General features: G+C 68.7%; 11 protein-coding genes. 7 read left to right on the forward strand and 4 right to left on the reverse strand.

Annotation, left to right across the window (positions count from 1 at the left end; genetic code table 11):
* Nucleotides 1–65 precede the first annotated feature (65 nt).
* Nucleotides 66–1,406, reverse strand: coding sequence for an MFS transporter (locus ABIB25_RS13490; RefSeq protein ID WP_354528973.1), 1,341 nt, complete (start codon nucleotides 1,404–1,406; stop codon nucleotides 66–68).
* Here ABIB25_RS13490 and ABIB25_RS13495 point away from each other — a divergent pair.
* Nucleotides 1,405–3,111: a 3' terminal RNA ribose 2'-O-methyltransferase Hen1 gene (locus tag ABIB25_RS13495; RefSeq protein WP_354528974.1), complete on the forward strand. Its 1,707-nt coding sequence runs from the start codon at nucleotides 1,405–1,407 to the stop codon at nucleotides 3,109–3,111. The two genes, ABIB25_RS13490 and ABIB25_RS13495, sit on opposite strands and share 2 nt — an antisense overlap.
* Entirely contained in the window at nucleotides 3,108–5,723 is a 2,616-nt protein-coding gene (locus ABIB25_RS13500; protein WP_354528975.1) for a polynucleotide kinase-phosphatase, read from the forward strand. The genes ABIB25_RS13495 and ABIB25_RS13500 overlap by 4 nt, the downstream gene beginning before the upstream one ends.
* Before the next feature lie 93 nt (nucleotides 5,724–5,816).
* Here the strand turns inward: ABIB25_RS13500 and ABIB25_RS13505 are convergent, their stop codons facing one another.
* Genes ABIB25_RS13505 through ABIB25_RS13515 form a run of 3 tightly spaced genes read right to left on the reverse strand, consistent with a single transcriptional unit; the run spans nucleotide 5,817 to nucleotide 7,957 of the window.
* Nucleotides 5,817–6,458, reverse strand: coding sequence for a TetR/AcrR family transcriptional regulator (locus ABIB25_RS13505; protein WP_354528976.1), 642 nt, complete (start codon nucleotides 6,456–6,458; stop codon nucleotides 5,817–5,819).
* Between the two features lie 15 nt (nucleotides 6,459–6,473).
* Nucleotides 6,474–7,238, reverse strand: coding sequence for an ABC transporter permease (locus tag ABIB25_RS13510; protein WP_354528977.1), 765 nt, complete (start codon nucleotides 7,236–7,238; stop codon nucleotides 6,474–6,476).
* On the reverse strand, nucleotides 7,235–7,957 hold the full coding sequence (locus ABIB25_RS13515) for an ABC transporter ATP-binding protein (protein ID WP_354528978.1): 723 nt from the start codon (nucleotides 7,955–7,957) through the stop codon (nucleotides 7,235–7,237). Before ABIB25_RS13515 ends, ABIB25_RS13510 begins: the two co-directional genes overlap by 4 nt.
* Before the next feature lie 124 nt (nucleotides 7,958–8,081).
* Between ABIB25_RS13515 and pta the strand changes: the two genes are divergently transcribed.
* From pta to ABIB25_RS13540, 5 genes are all read left to right on the forward strand, one after another.
* Nucleotides 8,082–10,166 (forward strand): phosphate acetyltransferase, encoded by a 2,085-nt coding sequence (gene pta / locus ABIB25_RS13520; RefSeq protein ID WP_354528979.1) that lies wholly within the window; start codon nucleotides 8,082–8,084, stop codon nucleotides 10,164–10,166.
* Entirely contained in the window at nucleotides 10,163–11,359 is a 1,197-nt protein-coding gene (locus ABIB25_RS13525; RefSeq protein ID WP_354528980.1) for an acetate kinase, read from the forward strand. The genes pta and ABIB25_RS13525 overlap by 4 nt, the downstream gene beginning before the upstream one ends.
* Nucleotides 11,360–11,470: 111 nt before the next feature.
* Nucleotides 11,471–12,004 carry a YbhB/YbcL family Raf kinase inhibitor-like protein gene (locus ABIB25_RS13530; RefSeq protein WP_354528981.1) on the forward strand — a complete coding sequence of 178 codons (534 nt, stop codon included), beginning with the start codon at nucleotides 11,471–11,473 and terminating at the stop codon, nucleotides 12,002–12,004.
* Nucleotides 12,005–12,100: 96 nt separating this feature from the next.
* A complete protein-coding gene (locus ABIB25_RS13535) occupies nucleotides 12,101–13,501 on the forward strand; it encodes an ATP-binding protein (RefSeq protein ID WP_354528982.1) in 1,401 nt (466 codons plus the stop codon).
* The gene (locus tag ABIB25_RS13540; protein WP_354528983.1) at nucleotides 13,494–15,458 is read left to right on the forward strand and encodes a VWA domain-containing protein; all 1,965 of its coding nucleotides are present in this window, start codon (nucleotides 13,494–13,496) and stop codon (nucleotides 15,456–15,458) included. Before ABIB25_RS13535 ends, ABIB25_RS13540 begins: the two co-directional genes overlap by 8 nt.
* Nucleotides 15,459–15,506 lie beyond the last annotated feature (48 nt).

Below are 15,506 nucleotides of genomic sequence, written 5' to 3' on the forward strand. Positions count from 1 at the left end.
GCCTCTCACCGTGATTCTGCAAGGGCCAACCTCGGTCCGCACGGCGCCATTCCCGGACGGGTCGGTCAGCGTGCGCTGGTCGGCTCCAGCGCCCGGTCGGTGGGGGTGCCGACGCGCAGCAGGAGGACGAGACCGATGGCGAGCACCAGCATGATGCCGGCGATGCCTGCCCGGTCGTGTCCGAAGATGCCGGCGAAAAGGGCAAACAGGAGCGGGGACAGGAACGACACGGCCCGGCCGGTGGTGGCGTAGAGACCGAACATCTGCCCCTCGTTGCCGGGAGGCGTGATCCTGGCCATGTAGGTGCGGGAGGCCGACTGGGCCGGACCGACGAACAGGCACAGCAGCAGACCGAGCACCCAGAACGCCCCCGAACCGGACAGGAACATCACGATCAGACCGCTCGCCAGGAGGCCGCAGAGCGAGATGACGATGACTTTCCGCGGGCCGATGGTGTCATCGAACCGTCCGGCGACCAGGGCCCCCAGAGCGGCGACGATGTTGGCGGCCACCCCGAAGATCAACACGTTGCCCGCGGAGAAGCCGTAGACGGTGTTGGCGAGAATGGCGCCGAAGTGGAAGATGCCGGCCAGGCCGTCCCGGAAGATCGCGCTGGCCAGCAGGAAGACGGCCGCCTGACGGTCGCTGCGCACGAGGGTGGCGATGTCGCGGAACAGCAGTCGGTAGGACGCCAGGAAACCGACCCGACGCTGTTTCGGTCCCGGCGGGATTTCCGGGATCTTGAACAGCACGGGGAGGGCGGACAGGGCGAACCAGGCGGCCGCGACCAGCGCGACGATGCGGATGTTGTAGCCGCCGGCGGTGGTGACGTCGAAGAACCCGCGGGTGTCGCCGTCGCCGGAGATGAAGCCGTAGTAGCAGATCAGCAGCAGGAAGATACCGCCGAAGTAGCCCATCGACCAGCCGAAACCCGACACCCGCCCGATGTTCGCCGGCGTCGAGATCTGCCGCAGCATGGAGTTGTAGAACACGGCGGCGATCTCGAAGAAGATCGATCCGAGGCCGATCAGGGCAGCCCCGAGGAAGAAGTAGTGCTGGTCGTCGCGCACCCAGAACAGCCCGACGATGGTGATGGCCACGAGCGCCGAGTAGATCGCCAGCGAGCGACGTCGCCGCCCCTCCGCATCGGCGCGCTGACCGGTGACCGGGGCCAGCACTGCGATCAGGAGTCCGGCCACCCCGATCGAGATGGCGTACCAGGTCGCGGCCGAGATCCCGGCCATCCCTTTGCCAACCGTCCCGGTCAGGTACACCGAGAAGACGAACGTCACGATCACGGTGTTGAAGCCGGACGAACCCCAGTCCCAGAGCCCCCAGGCGGCGATCTGGCTGCGGGTCACGGTCGGCCCGGGCGTGCTGGTGGCTGGCGCGGCAGCGTTGTCCATGTGCGGCAGAGTAAACGGTCCGGTCGTCCACCAGGTGATCGCGCGCCCGGCCACCGCGCTGATCAACTTCGACGGCGCTCACGATCGTGGACGTTTTGTGACGGAAGGGGCGGAAATCGACCCGATCATGAGCGCGACGGCAAATGCGGGCGACTGGTCCGCAGCGATCAGACAGACTGACCCGGTGTTCCTGACCATCACCATGACCGCCGAGTCCCGTTCCGCCTACCTGGACCCGAGCTTCGCCGGACCCGGACCAAGCCTTTCCAGCGATGGTCCGGCCGTGGCCGTTGGCATCGCAGCCGTCCCGGCACCGGCGAGCGATCTGGGCTACCTGCTGCACAAGCACCCGGACAAGGTGCAGGCCTTCGATCTGCCGGTCGGTCGGGCAAACGTCTTCTACCCCGAGGTCTCGGACACCCGGTGCACCGTCGCGCTGCTGCTCGAGGTGGACCCCATCGCCCTCGTGCGGGGGAAGAAGGGGAGCAGTCGTCAGGACGGGTTCTCCCTCGGGCAGTACGTCAACGACCGCCCGTATGCCGCGTCCTCGATGCTCGCCGTCGCCATGGCGCGGGTGTTCAACACGGCGATGACGGGTCGCTGCAACCTGCGGCCGGACCTCGCCGCCGGTCCGGTGCCGCTCGAGATCCACGTGCCGGCGCTCCCGTGCCGCGGCGGCGTGGCGCTGGCGCGGAAGCTGTTCGAGCCGATGGGTTGGGAGGTCACCGCCACCCCGATCCCGGCCGATCCGGAAGTCCCCCGCTGGGGCGACTCGCGGTACGTCGACCTGATGTTGACCGGCAATCTCCGGTTGGCCGACGCCCTGCACCACCTCTACGTCATGCTCCCGGTGCTGGACGATTCCAAGCACTACTGGGTCGGTACCGACGAGGTCGAGAAGCTCATCAGAGCCGGGGCCGGTTGGCTCCACGACCATCCGGAACGGGAGCTGATCACCACCCGCTACCTCGCGCACCAGCGGATCCTGGTGCGGTCCGCTGTCGGCCGGCTCGCCGAGATCGACGGTGTGGAAACCGAAGTGCTCGACAATGCCGTCCCGCCTGACGACGATGTCGTTGCCCTCGAACGCACTCCGACACTCGCCGAGCAGCGCCGCGTGGCCGTCGTCGCGGCGTTGCGTGACGCGGGCGCCGCCACCGTGGTGGACCTCGGCTGCGGCGAGGGGTCGTTGATCCGGGAGATGCTGCCGCACAGCAATTTCCGGAAGATCCTCGGAGTCGACGTCTCGCACCGCGCGCTGGAGATCGCAGCCCGCCGGCTGCGGTTCGAATCCATGTCGGACCACCAACGGGAGCGCGTCGAACTCATCCAGTCCAGCGCCACCTACCGCGACGACCGGTTGACCGGCTACGACGCCGTCGTGTTGATGGAGGTCATCGAGCACGTCGACCCGTCCCGGCTGGAATCGCTGCAGCGCACCGTCTTCGCCCAGGTGCGTCCCGAAACCGTCATCGTCACCACCCCGAACGTGGAGTACAACGTGCGCTATCCGGATCTGCCGGCCGGTCACTTCCGCCACCGAGATCACCGCTTCGAGTGGACCAGGGCGCAGTTCCGCGCCTGGGGTTCCGCGGCCGCGCAGGCCAACGGCTACCAGGTGCGTTACCTGCCCGTCGGGCCGGACGACGCTGCACTCGGATCGCCGACGCAGCTCGCGCTGTTCACGCGTGAGGTGTCGGTATGACGGCGCTCGGCGTACCCCAGCTGTCACTGGTGGTGCTGGTCGGTGTCTCCGGCTCGGGCAAGACCTCCTTTGCAGCCCAGCATTTCGGCCCGTTCGAAGTCATCTCCAGCGACTTCTGCCGTGGGCTGGTGGCCGACGACGTGAACGACCAGAGCGCAACGAAGGATGCCTTCGAGGTCCTCGAGTTCATCGTCGGGAAACGGCTGGCCGCCGGACGCCTGACCGTCGTCGATGCCACCAACGTGCAGCCCGACGCCCGGCGCAAGCTGGTCGAACTGGCCCGGTCCTTCGATGTGCTGCCGGTGGCGATCGTGCTGGACGTGCCGGAGAAGGTCTGCGTGGCGCGCAATGCCGTGCGAGCGGATCGCATGTTCGGCGCCGAAGTCGTTCGGCGGCAACGGGACCAGCTACGACGTTCGATGCGCGGTCTGGCCCGCGAGGGATTCCGCAAGGTGCACGTGCTCGACGGTGTCGACGCCGTCGAGGAGGCCACCATCGTCCGGGAGCGGCTGCTCACCGACTTCCGTGACGTGACAGGACCTTTTGACATCATCGGCGACATCCACGGCTGCCGCGGCGAACTCGAGTCGTTGCTGACCTCCCTGGCCTATCGGATCGTCAGGGACGACCGTGGTCGCCCGGTCGATGCCGCCCATCCGGACGGCCGCACCGCGGTGTTCGTGGGTGACCTCGTCGACCGAGGTCCGGATTCGCCGGGTGTGCTGCGACTGGCGATGGGCATGGTCGCGGCCGGCCACGCGCGGGCGGTCCCGGGCAATCACGAGAACAAGCTGATCAAGGCCCTGCGTGGTCGTCAGGTCCAGGTGAGTCACGGGCTGGCCGAGACGCTCGCGCAACTGGCGGAGGAGCCGCCGGAGTTCCGCAAGGAGGTCGAGGTCTTCTGCGACTCCCTGGTATCGCATCTGGTGCTGGACGGCGGTCGGCTGGTGGTTGCCCATGCGGGCGTGAAGGAGTCGTACCAGGGGCGGGCGTCAGGGCGGGTGCGCAGTTTCGCGCTCTACGGCGACACGACCGGCGAGACGGACGAGTTCGGTCTGCCGGTCCGCCTGCCGTGGGCCAACGACTATCGCGGCCGCGCCATGGTCGTCTACGGGCACACCCCGACGCCGGAGGTGCAGTGGGTCAACAACACCCTGTGCCTCGACACCGGCTGCGTATTCGGCGGAAAGCTCACGGCGCTGCGTTATCCGGAGAAGGAGATCGTGGAGGTTCCGGCCGAGCGGGAGTGGTATGCGCCGGCCAGACCGTTCCTGGTGCCGGCGGAAATGGCGCCGGTCCGGGCCGATGACGACCTGTCCATCGGGGACGTGATGGGTCGGAGCGTCGTGCAAACCCAATGGCACGGGCGCATCTCGGTGCGGGAGGAGAACGCCGCCGGTGCGCTCGAGGTGATGAGCCGCTTCGCGCTCGACCCGCACTGGCTGCTCCACCTCCCGCCGACGATGGCCCCGACGTCTACCTCGGCCCGTGGCGATCTGCTGGAGCACCCCGACGAGGCCTTCGCCTCCTACCGGTCCGACGGTGTCTCGGCCCTGATCTGCCAGGAGAAGCACATGGGCTCCCGAGCCGTGGTGCTGCTGTGCCGGGACGAAGTCGTTGCGCGGGAACGGTTCCGTGCCGTGCCGGGCGAGACTGGCGTCATCCACACCCGGACCGGGCGATCGTTCTTCGGGCACGATCTGACCGAGGAACTGCTGGCCCGGCTGCGGGAGGCGGTCACGACCACGGGAATCTGGAACGAGCTCGACGCCGACTGGCTGTTGCTGGACTGCGAGTTGATGCCGTGGTCGGCCAAGGCGGAAGACCTGCTGCGCAATCAGTACGCTCCGGTCGGTGCCGCGGCGAGAGCGGTGCTGCCGGTGGCCGTCTCCGCGCTGGAGCAGGCAGAGGCACGAGGGCTCGAGTTAGGGGACCTGTTGTCCCGCACCCGGTCCCGTCGGGTCAATGCCGACGACTACGCGGCCGCCTATCGTCGTTACGTCTGGCCGACCGACGGTCTGGAGGGGCTCCGGCTGGCGCCGTTCCAGGTGCTGGCCAGTGGGTCACGCACCAGCGGTCACGCAGGTTCGACGCACGCTGGTTCGACCTACGCTGGTTCGACCTACGCTGGTTCGACCTACTACGCCCGCGATCACGCCTGGCATCTCGCGCTGATCGACCGGTTGATCGCGGTCGCCCCCGATCTGCTGCAGACCACCCGCCGCCTGCTGGTCGACGCGTCGGATCCGGAGTCGACGGCTGCCGGGGTCCGGTGGTGGGAGGAGCTGACAGCTGCCGGAGGCGAGGGCATGGTGGTGAAGCCGCTGGCGAACCTGACGCGGCTGGGCCGAAACCTGGCGCAGCCCGGCATCAAGGTTCGCGGGCGCGAGTACCTGCGGATCATCTACGGGCCCGACTACACCGAGTCGGAGAATCTGGCCCGGCTGCGGGAGCGGGGCATCGGGCACAAGCGCTCGATGGCACTCCGCGAGTACGCGCTGGGGCTGGAGTCGCTCGACCGCGTGGCCGTTGGCGAGCCGCTCTGGCGCGTGCACGAGGCCGTCTTCGCGGTGCTGGCCCTGGAATCCGAGCCGATCGACCCGCGCCTGTAGGCGCGCGCCTGCAGGACCGCGCCTGCAGGACCGCGCCTGCAGGACCGCGCCTGCAGGACCGCGCCTGCAGGACCGCGCCTGCGGGACCGCCGGTCAGCCAGCAGGATCGGGAAGTTCGCCGGTCAGGTAGTACTGAAGTGTCGGTCCGACGGAGGCGACGAGGTCTGCGCGGTCCATGGCCGCGAGTGCCCCGACGCGCAGCACGTACCGCCCGATGACCACGCCGAGTACCTGGGACACGATCAGCGCGCCTCGGCGTTCGGCCTCGGCGGGCGCGTGGTGCATCGATCGGAGCAGTCGGGCGACGATCTCCGTGGTGACGAACTGGCCGATCGCGGTGGCCGATCCCGGGTCGCCGACCGCGGTCCGCACAGCGGCGACCAACGATGCTCCCGCCGGGGACTCCCAGACCTGCAGGATGGCGCCGATCATCCTGGTGCCGAGACCGTCCGTTCCGCCGGCCACCAGTTGCTCGACCACCATTCGCGGATTGATCTCGACCTCGACGGTGGCCAGGAACAGATCGTCCTTGGAGCCGAAGTAGTGATGGACCAGTGCCGGGTCGACGCCGGCCAGGGCTGCAATCCGGCGGATCGAGGCCTTGGCAAAACCGTTGGCGGCGAAGGCCTCCCGGGCCGCCTCCAAGATCTGCCGGCGGGTGTCCGGGTTACCGGGGCGGCGACCGCTACGGGTGGAGGAAGTACTCGTGACGCCTCCCGCACTCGAATCGATCATCTGTCCCTCCGTCGCTCACTCGGTCTTCCGGCGCAGCGTCGCCGACGCGAAGGACAACGCCAGGATCACGCACCCGAACACGATGCCGAGATCCCGCCACAATAATCCGGTCGGCGAGTCATGCAGCCCGACCTCCTGACTTGCCTGCACCGCGTAGGACAGCGGCAGCACATCGGAGAGGACCTGCAGCCAGGTCGCCATCGAAGGTCGCGGGACGAAGAGCCCGCACAGCAGGATCTGTGGGATGACGACGATCGGGAGTAGCTGCACCGCTTGGAATTCGGTTCTGGCGAAGGCAGAGCACAGCAGGCCGAGGCCGACGCCGAGCAGGGCCGTCAGGACGGCGACGAGCACCACGTATCCGGCACCACCGGCGGTTGCCAGGCCGAAAAGCCAGTAGGCGCAGGCGGAAGCCAGGCCGGCCTGGATTGCCGCAGCAAGGCCGAAGGCGATTCCGTAGGCGAACAGCAGGTCGACACCGCGGGTCGGCGTCGTCATGAGCCGCTCCAGCGTGCCGGAGGTGCGTTCGCGCAGCATGGCGATGCTGGTCAGTAGGAACATGATCACGAATGGGAAGACGGCCAGCATGACGAGTGCGACCTGGTTGAACCTGCCCGGCTCGTTCTCGAACATGAAGTACAGCAGAGCGATCAGCATGACCGGTACGCCGAGAATCATCCCGATGGTGCGGCGGTCATGCCGCAACTGCAGCAGGATCCGCTTCACCGTCGGGAGCAGGATGTGCGGTCGCGTCCCGATCTCGAGGCCCTGGACGGTCACGCCGCCACCTCCTGCTGTCGGCGGATCAGCGTGAGGAAGGCAGCGTCCAGGTCTTGGGTGCCGGCGAGAGCCTTGATGGCCGCCGGGGTGTCGTCGGCCAGCAGACTGCCGTCACGGATCAGCAACAGGTGGTCGCAGCGATTGGCCTCGTCCATCACATGGCTGGAGACCATCACGGTCGTTCCGGCATCTGCCCGGCGGCGCAGAGAGTCCCACAGCTCCTCCCGCAGCACCGGATCCTGCCCCACGGTCGGCTCGTCCAACACCAGCACCTCCGGCCTCCCGGCGAGCGCGCAGGCCAGACTCGCCCGCGATCGCTGGCCACCGGAGAGCGTGCCGACCAACTGTCCCGCCGCCCCGGCCAGACCGACTTCCTCGATGACCGCGTCAGCGGCCTCCGGCCCGACCCCGACCAGAGCTGCGAAGTAGCGGGCATTCTCGCGGACGGTCAGGTCCGCATAGACGGACGGTGCCTGCGTCAGATAGCCGAGTCGGCGGCGGATCTCCGCCGATCCGGCCTCACGCCCCAGCACGGTGACCGACCCGGACCGGATCTTCTGCACGCCGACGATGCACCGCAGCAGGGTCGATTTGCCGGCTCCCGACGGGCCGAGCAACCCGGTGACCCGGCCTCGCTCGATCGAGCACGACAGGCCGGACAGCACCACCCGCCGACCGCGTTCCACGCGCAGATCGTCGACCTCGATTGCAACCTCCACAGGTCCTCCTCGGAATAATTCAACGGACGATGAGTTAGACCGTAGAGCGGCGGGGGTAGGGAAGTCAACAGGCGATGAATAAACAGGCGGGTCGGCGTCAGGCGGGACCGATAGCCTTGCGGGCATGTCGCGCAGCGTGTACATCGCCTCTCCCGAGGGCGAGTCCGGCAAGTCGACCGTCGCTCTCGGTCTGGTCGACCTGCTCAGCCGGCAGGTCGGCCGGGTGGGGATCTTCCGCCCGGTCACCGAGTCCAGCGAACGGACCGACCGGGTGGTCGAGCTGCTGCTCGGGCAACCGGCGGTCGAGCAGACCTACGCCGACGCGGTGGGCGTCAGCTACGAGGTGATGCATCAGGACCCCGAGGCTGCGCTGTCCGAGATCGTCCGTCGATTCCACGATCTGACCAGTCGGTACGACGCGCTGCTGGTGTTGGGCAGTGACTACACGGACATCTCCACCCCGAGCGAGTTGGCCTTCAACGCCAAGGTGGCGGCCAACCTCGGATCGCCGGTCGTGCTGGTGGTCCACGGGCGCGGGCGTACCCCAGAGCAGGTGAGGCTGGCTGCCGAGTTCGCGGTCACCGAATTGGTGGCGGCCCACGCGCGTCCGGTCGCGCTGATCGCCAACCGAATCACTCCGGAGGACCTGGAAGCGGTACGGGCGACCCTCGGCCGTGGCACGCGGCTGCCGGTCGCGGCCATTCCCGAGGTGCCGCTGCTCTTCGCTCCGACGGTCGCGGCGCTGCAGCACGCCTGCCACGGCCGTCTGGTCCGAGGCAATCCGGCGTGGCTCGAGCGGGAGTCGCTCGGGTTCGTGGTGGCGGCGATGTCGCTGCCCAACGTGCTGATCCGATTGGTCGAGGACACCACCGTCATCGCACCCGGCGATCGGTACGACCTGTTGCCCGGACTCGTGATGGCGCACCAGTCCGGCACGTTCCCGCGGTTGGCGGCGATCGTGCTGACCGGCGGCTACACGCCCCCCGAGCCCATCACCCGGTTGCTGGACGGTCTGCCGCAGGAGCTGCCGATCATCATCACCGACCTCGGGACGTTCGAGACCGCGACCGTCCTGGCCGGTGTGCGCGGTCAGCTGACGGCCACCTCCCGGGTGAAAACCGAGACCGCCCTGCGGATCTTCGCCGACTCGGTGGACGGCGACGCGGTGCTCGCGGCGATCGACGTCGGGGGCGGCGACACCATGACGCCGTTGATGTTCCAGTTCCAGTTGATCGACCGGGCCAGGTCCGACCGCCGTCATGTGGTCCTCCCCGAGGGCGAGGACGAGCGGGTCCTGCGGGCCGCTGCAAGTCTTCTCCGGCTCGGGGTAGCGGAGCTGACCCTGCTGGGAGATGCCGCCGTGATCCGCACCAATGCCTCCGCGCTGGGTCTGGACATCGGCGGAGCCCACCTGCTGTCGCCGAAGGATCCGGAACTGGTCGAGACCTTCGCCGCCGAGTACACGCGGATCCGGGCGGCCAAGGGTATGACGATCGAGCGAGCCCGCGAGATCGTCACGGACGTCTCGTATTTCGGCACCATGATGGTCCATCTCGGCCTGGCCGACGGCATGGTCTCCGGCGCCACCCACACCACCGCGCACACCATCAAGCCGTCGTTCGAGATCATCAAGACGGTGCCGGGCACCGCCATCGTGTCCAGCGTATTCCTGATGTGCCTGTCCGACCGGGTGCTCGTCTACGGCGACTGCGCCGTCAATCCCGACCCGACGGCCGAGCAACTGGCCGACATCGCCATCTCCTCGGCGACCACGGCCGCCCAGTTCGGCATCGACCCGCGGGTGGCCATGCTGTCCTACTCGACCGGTTCGTCCGGAGCCGGCGCGGATGTCGACAAGGTCAGGGGAGCAACGGAGATCGTGCACCGGCTGCGGCCCGACCTGCTGGTCGAGGGGCCCATCCAGTACGACGCCGCGGTGGACGAGGCGGTGGCCGCTGCGAAGCTGCCCGACTCCCGGGTGGCCGGCAAGGCAACCGTGCTGATCTTCCCGGACCTCAACACCGGCAACAACACCTACAAGGCGGTCCAACGCAGCGCCGGTGCGGTGGCGATCGGGCCGGTGCTGCAGGGCCTGAACAAGCCGGTGAACGATCTCTCCCGCGGCGCCCTGGTCGCCGACATCGTCAATACCGTTGCCATCACGGCGATCCAGGCGCAGGACGCCCCCGCCGGAGGTAGGAAGCGATGAAGACGCCGGTGTTGGTGATCAACTCGGGGTCGTCGTCGATGAAGTACCAGCTGGTCGACGTCGACGAGGGCACTGCGGTGGCCAGTGGTCTGATCGAGCGCATCGGGCAGGGCACCGCCCACGCCCGGCACCAGTTCGCCGGCAACGAGTGCGAGTTCGACGGGGAGATCGCCGACCACGCCGCCGCTCTCCGCGTCATGCAGCAGCTCTTCGTCGATTCCGGTCGCCCGCTCCGCGCTGCCGCGCTGACCGCCGTCGGGCACCGGGTGGTGCACGGCGGTTCGCTCTTCGGCGATCCGGTGCTCGTCGATGACTATGTGCTGGAGCAGATCCGGGATCTCTCGTCCCTGGCGCCGCTGCACAACCCCGCCAACGCAACGGGTATCGAGCAGGCCATGGCCGCCTTCCCGGGAGTCCCGCAGGTGGCGGTGTTCGACACCGCCTTCTTCCGCACGTTGCCGGCGGCCGCCTACACCTATGCGATCGATCGGGAAGTGGCTGCGCAGCAACAGGTCCGACGCTACGGCTTCCACGGCACCTCGCATCAGTACGTTTCCCGGCAGGTGGCCGTCGCGCTCGGCCGGGAGGTCGAGGACCTCGACCAGATCGTCCTGCACCTCGGCAACGGGGCCTCGGCGTCTGCCATTCGCAAGGGTGTCGCGGTCGAGACGTCGATGGGCCTGACGCCGCTCGAGGGACTGGTGATGGGCACCCGCAGCGGCGACGTGGATCCGGGTGCCCTGCTGCACCTGCTGGGGACCGGCGGGCTCGATGTCGACGCGCTGGATACCCTGCTGAACCGGAAGTCGGGGCTGCTCGGGCTGTCCGGCGTCAGCGACTTCCGTGATCTGGCCGGGCTGATCGACGCCGGCGACGCCGATGCCGCTCTCGCCCTTGACGTCTACTGCCACCGCGTCCGGAAGTACATCGGTGCCTATCTGGCGGTGCTCGGCGGGGCCGACGTCCTGACGTTCACCGCCGGTGTTGGCGAGAACGCGCCGGCGGTGCGGGCGCAGATCGTGAGCGGACTGCAGCGTCTGGGCATCTCGATCGATCCGGCCCGTAACGCCGTCCGATCGTCGGAGCCCCGGATCATCTCGCCCGACGGGTCGCCCGTCCTGGTGATGGTGGTCCCGACCAACGAGGAACTCGCCATCGCCAGGGCCGCCGCCGCCCTCGTCGCCGCAGCCTGACGCCCGCCACACCCCCGCCCGTCCCGACGACGTCCGCGCCGGTCACGCGCTACGGTCGAGAAGGCCCGGCAGCAGCGTCGAAGCCGGTCGCCACGAACTCAGGAGGAATTCATGTCTCTCGATCGTCCCATCGCGCCCGACCCGTACGAGCTGCTCCCGGCCGTCGGGTCGTTCACCCTCACCAGCACCGACGTCCAGGACGGCGAACCCGTTGATGACGTCTACGCCGGCTCCCACGGCAACCGCTCGCCGCAGCTGAGCTGGTCCGGGTTCCCGGAGGGCACGCAGAGTTTCGCCGTCACCTGCTACGACCCGGACGCCCCGACCCCGAGCGGGTTCTGGCACTGGGCGGTCGCCGGGATCCCGGCCGACGTCACCTCCCTGGCCCAGGGTGTCGGCGACGGGTTCGGTCTGCCCGAAGGTGCCATCCAACTGCGCAACGATGCCGGCCAGGCGGGCTACACCGGCCCGATGCCGCCCTCCGGCGACCGAGCCCACCGCTACTACTTCGTCGTGCACGCGGTCGACGTGCCGGCGCTGGAGATCGACGACACCGCCAGCCCCGCGTACCTGTCCTTCAACCTCGTGTTCCACACGCTGGCCAGGGCGATCGTGACGCCGACCTACCAGGTCGCGGCCGAGTAGGTCCGGCCGGCGCGGTGTGCGCGCCGATCCGTGGTGGACGAAGCCCTGAACTGGGCTTCGTCCACCTGAAACAAGCCAGGCGTACCGTCGGAAAACGTGCGAACAACACCACCGAACGACCTACCCTCGACCCTTGGTGAACTGCGGGCCTCCGGGCACGAGATCCGCGGCGTCAAGGCGGAGATCCGCGACAACCTGCTGGCCGCCCTCGGTTCCGGGACTGATCCGTGGACGGGCATCGTCGGCTTCGGCTCGACCGTTCTTCCGCAGCTCGAACGTGCCCTGATCGCCGGGCACGACATCGTGCTGCTGGGGGAACGGGGCCAGGGCAAGACCAGACTCCTGCGCAGCCTCACCAACCTGCTCGACGAGTGGACCCCGGTGATCGGCGGCTCCGAGCTGGGTGAGCACCCCTATGAACCCATCGCTCCCGAGACCATCCGGCGTGCAGCCGATCTGGGTGACGACCTGCCGGTCGTCTGGAAGCACCGCAGCGAGCGGTACACCGAGAAGCTGGCGACCCCCGACACCGCGGTGGCCGACCTCATCGGCGACGTCGACCCGGTCAAGGTCGCGCAGGGTCGGTCCCTCGGCGATCCGGAGACCATCCACTTCGGGCTGGTGCCACGGGCCCACCGCGGCATCGTGGCCATCAACGAACTGCCGGATCTGGCTGAACGCATCCAGGTCGCGCTGCTGAACGTGATGGAGGAACGCGACATCCAGGTCCGCGGTTACACGCTTCGGCTGCCGCTGGACGTGCTGCTGGTCGCCTCGGCCAACCCGGAGGACTACACCAACCGCGGCCGCATCATCACTCCGCTGAAGGACCGTTTCGGCGCCGAGGTCCGCACCCACTATCCACTGCGGCTGGCCGACGAGATCGCGCTGATCGAGCAGGAAGCCGACCTCGCCGCCGACGTGCCGGCGCACCTGCTGGAGATCATCGCGCGGTTCACGAGATTGCTCCGCGAATCGACGGCGGTGGACCAGGGCTCCGGCGTCTCCGCCCGATTCTCCGTCGCAGCTGCGGAAACCGTTGCTGCTGCAGCTCTTCGGCGGGCGGCGATCACCGGTGAGGCCAAGGCGTCCGGGCGACCGATCGACCTGCAGGCCATCATCGCGGTGCTGCGCGGCAAGCTCGAGTTCGCGACCGGCGAGGAGGGGCGCGAGGAAGAGATCCTCGAGCACCTGCTCCGCCGGGCCACCGCCGAGACGGCCAGGGCCCGACTCCGCGGGGTCGACCTGACGCCGCTGGCCGAGGCGGTCACCGCGCATCCGCTCCGTACCGGGGATCGAGTGCCCGCAGCCGATGTCGTCTCCGCGCTGCCGCAACTGGCGGTGCTCACCGATGTGGCGCAGCGGCTCGGCGCGGCCGGCACCGAGGACCCCGGCCCGATGGCCTCGGCCGCCGAACTGGCCCTGGAGCTCCTGTTCCTGACGCGCAAGCTGGCCAAGCAGCCGAGCGACGACGGCGACACGGTCAGCTATGGCTGATTCGCCCCGCCGCCCGCACCGTGCTGACGACTACTCCTACGGCGCCTACGTCGACGGACCCGACCCGCTGGCCCCACCGGTCGACCTGAGGTCTGCGCTGGACAAGATCGGCAAGGACGTGATGGAGGGCAGTTCGCCGCAGCAGGCGCTGCGCGAGCTGATGCGGCAGGGCATGAAGAACCGCCGTGGCCTCGACGATCTCGCTCGCAAGATCTGGCAGAAGCGCCGGGACCTGCAGAAGGACAACAGGTTGGACGGCACCCTCCAGGAGGTGCGGGAGCTGTTGGCCAAGGCCCTCGCGCAGGAGCGGGAGACCCTGGCCCGTCAGCAGGGTGACGATGCCCGGTTCAAGGAGATGGAGCTCGACACCCTCCCGGGCGACACCGGCGGCGCAGTACGGGAACTCGGCAAGTACGACTTCCAATCCAGCGATGCCCGCGAGACCTTCGAGGAGATCCGCAAACTGCTCGGCAAGGAGATGCTCGACCAGCGTTTCGCCGGGATGAAGCAGGCGCTGGAGAACGCGACACCCGAGGACACCGAACGCATCCGGGAGATGCTGGACGACCTCAATGCTCTGCTGGCGTCGCATGCGGCCGGCCAGGACACGGCGCAGCAGTTCGGTGACTTCATGGCCAAGCACGGCGAGTTCTTCCCCGAGCAGCCGCAGACGGTCGACCAGCTCATCGACCTGCTGGCCGCCAGGTCCGCTGCGGCCCAGCGGATGATGAACTCCATGACGGCGGAGCAGCGCGCCGAGCTGGCGCAGCTGTCCCAGCAGGCCTTCGGAGATCCGCGTCTCTCGCAGTCGTTGTCCCAGTTGGATTCCCAGCTCCAAGGTCTTCGCCCCGGGCAGGACTGGTCAGGGTCCGGACGGTTCGACGGTGACAACCCGATGGGCTTGGGGGAGGGTGCCAGGGCAATGGAGGCATTGGGACAGCTGGACTCCTTGGCCGAGCAGCTGGCCCAGAGCTATCCCGGCGCACGACTGGACGACATCGACCTCGACGCACTGGGTGACGCTCTGGACGACCAGGCCAGGGCCGACGTCCAAGAGCTCGCGGACCTGGAGCGCGAGCTGCGGGAACGGGGCATGCTGGATCGGGCCGAAGACGGCTCGTTGCGCCTGTCGCCCAAGGCTTTGCGCCGCCTCGGGGAGTCGGCTCTCAAGGACGTGGCGGACAGGATCTCCGGCCGTCGGGGTGAGCGCGAGACCCGTCGGTCCGGTGCTGCGGGCGAGCCGACCGGCTCGACCCGGCCGTGGGCCTTCGGGGACACCCAGGCCTGGAGTGTGCCGCGGACCTTGCTCAATGCCCAGCTACGGCGGGCCGGCGGCGACGAGAACGTCCTGGACGTCACCGATGTCGAGGTCATCGAAACCGAACAGCGCACCAGGGCCGTGGTGGCGCTATGCGTCGACACGTCGTGGTCGATGGTGCAGGACGGTCGGTGGGTCCCGATGAAGCGCACGGCACTGGCGCTGCACCAGCTGATCTCGACCAGATTCCGCGGAGATGCGCTGCAGCTCATCACCTTCGGTCGGCGCGCCGACAAGGTGGAGCTGGGCGAGCTGATCGGCCTCGAGGGCGCCTACGTGCAGGGCACCAACCTGCAGCACGCGCTGATGCTGGCCGGCGATCACCTGAAGTCCCAGCCGGACGCGATGCCGGTGGTGCTGGTCGTCACGGACGGCGAACCGACCGCCCACCTGGAACCGGACGGGGACTTCGCGTTCTCCTACCCGCCCGACCCGCGGACGGTCAGGGCCACCCTGGTCGAACTCGACAAGCTGTCCGGCCGCCGGACGGCGATCAGCTTCTTCGTCCTCGGCGACGACCCCAGGCTGGCGTCGTTCATGGACTCGCTGGCCCGCCGGTGCGGGGGCCGCGTGGTCGCACCCGACCTGGACGGGCTCGGCGCCGAGGTGGTCTCGGACTACCTCCGAACCCGCCGGTAGGGCGAGCTGGAGGCGCCCGGCCGGTCCGCGGGCGCGCGAGCCAGCGGG

The sequence above is a fragment of the Nakamurella sp. UYEF19 genome (genome assembly GCF_040546275.1).
GTDB lineage: Bacteria > Actinomycetota > Actinomycetes > Mycobacteriales > Nakamurellaceae > Nakamurella.

Coding starts and splice junctions, on each gene's coding strand:
- ABIB25_RS13495 (WP_354528974.1), top strand. CDS start 1,405: ATGTGCGGCAGAGTAAACGGTCCGGTCGTCCACCAGGTGATCGCGCGC.
- ABIB25_RS13490 (WP_354528973.1), bottom strand. CDS start 1,406: ATGGACAACGCTGCCGCGCCAGCCACCAGCACGCCCGGGCCGACCGTG.
- ABIB25_RS13500 (WP_354528975.1), top strand. CDS start 3,108: ATGACGGCGCTCGGCGTACCCCAGCTGTCACTGGTGGTGCTGGTCGGT.
- ABIB25_RS13505 (WP_354528976.1), bottom strand. CDS start 6,458: ATGATCGATTCGAGTGCGGGAGGCGTCACGAGTACTTCCTCCACCCGT.
- pta (WP_354528979.1), top strand. CDS start 8,082: ATGTCGCGCAGCGTGTACATCGCCTCTCCCGAGGGCGAGTCCGGCAAG.
- ABIB25_RS13525 (WP_354528980.1), top strand. CDS start 10,163: ATGAAGACGCCGGTGTTGGTGATCAACTCGGGGTCGTCGTCGATGAAG.
- ABIB25_RS13530 (WP_354528981.1), top strand. CDS start 11,471: ATGTCTCTCGATCGTCCCATCGCGCCCGACCCGTACGAGCTGCTCCCG.
- ABIB25_RS13540 (WP_354528983.1), top strand. CDS start 13,494: ATGGCTGATTCGCCCCGCCGCCCGCACCGTGCTGACGACTACTCCTAC.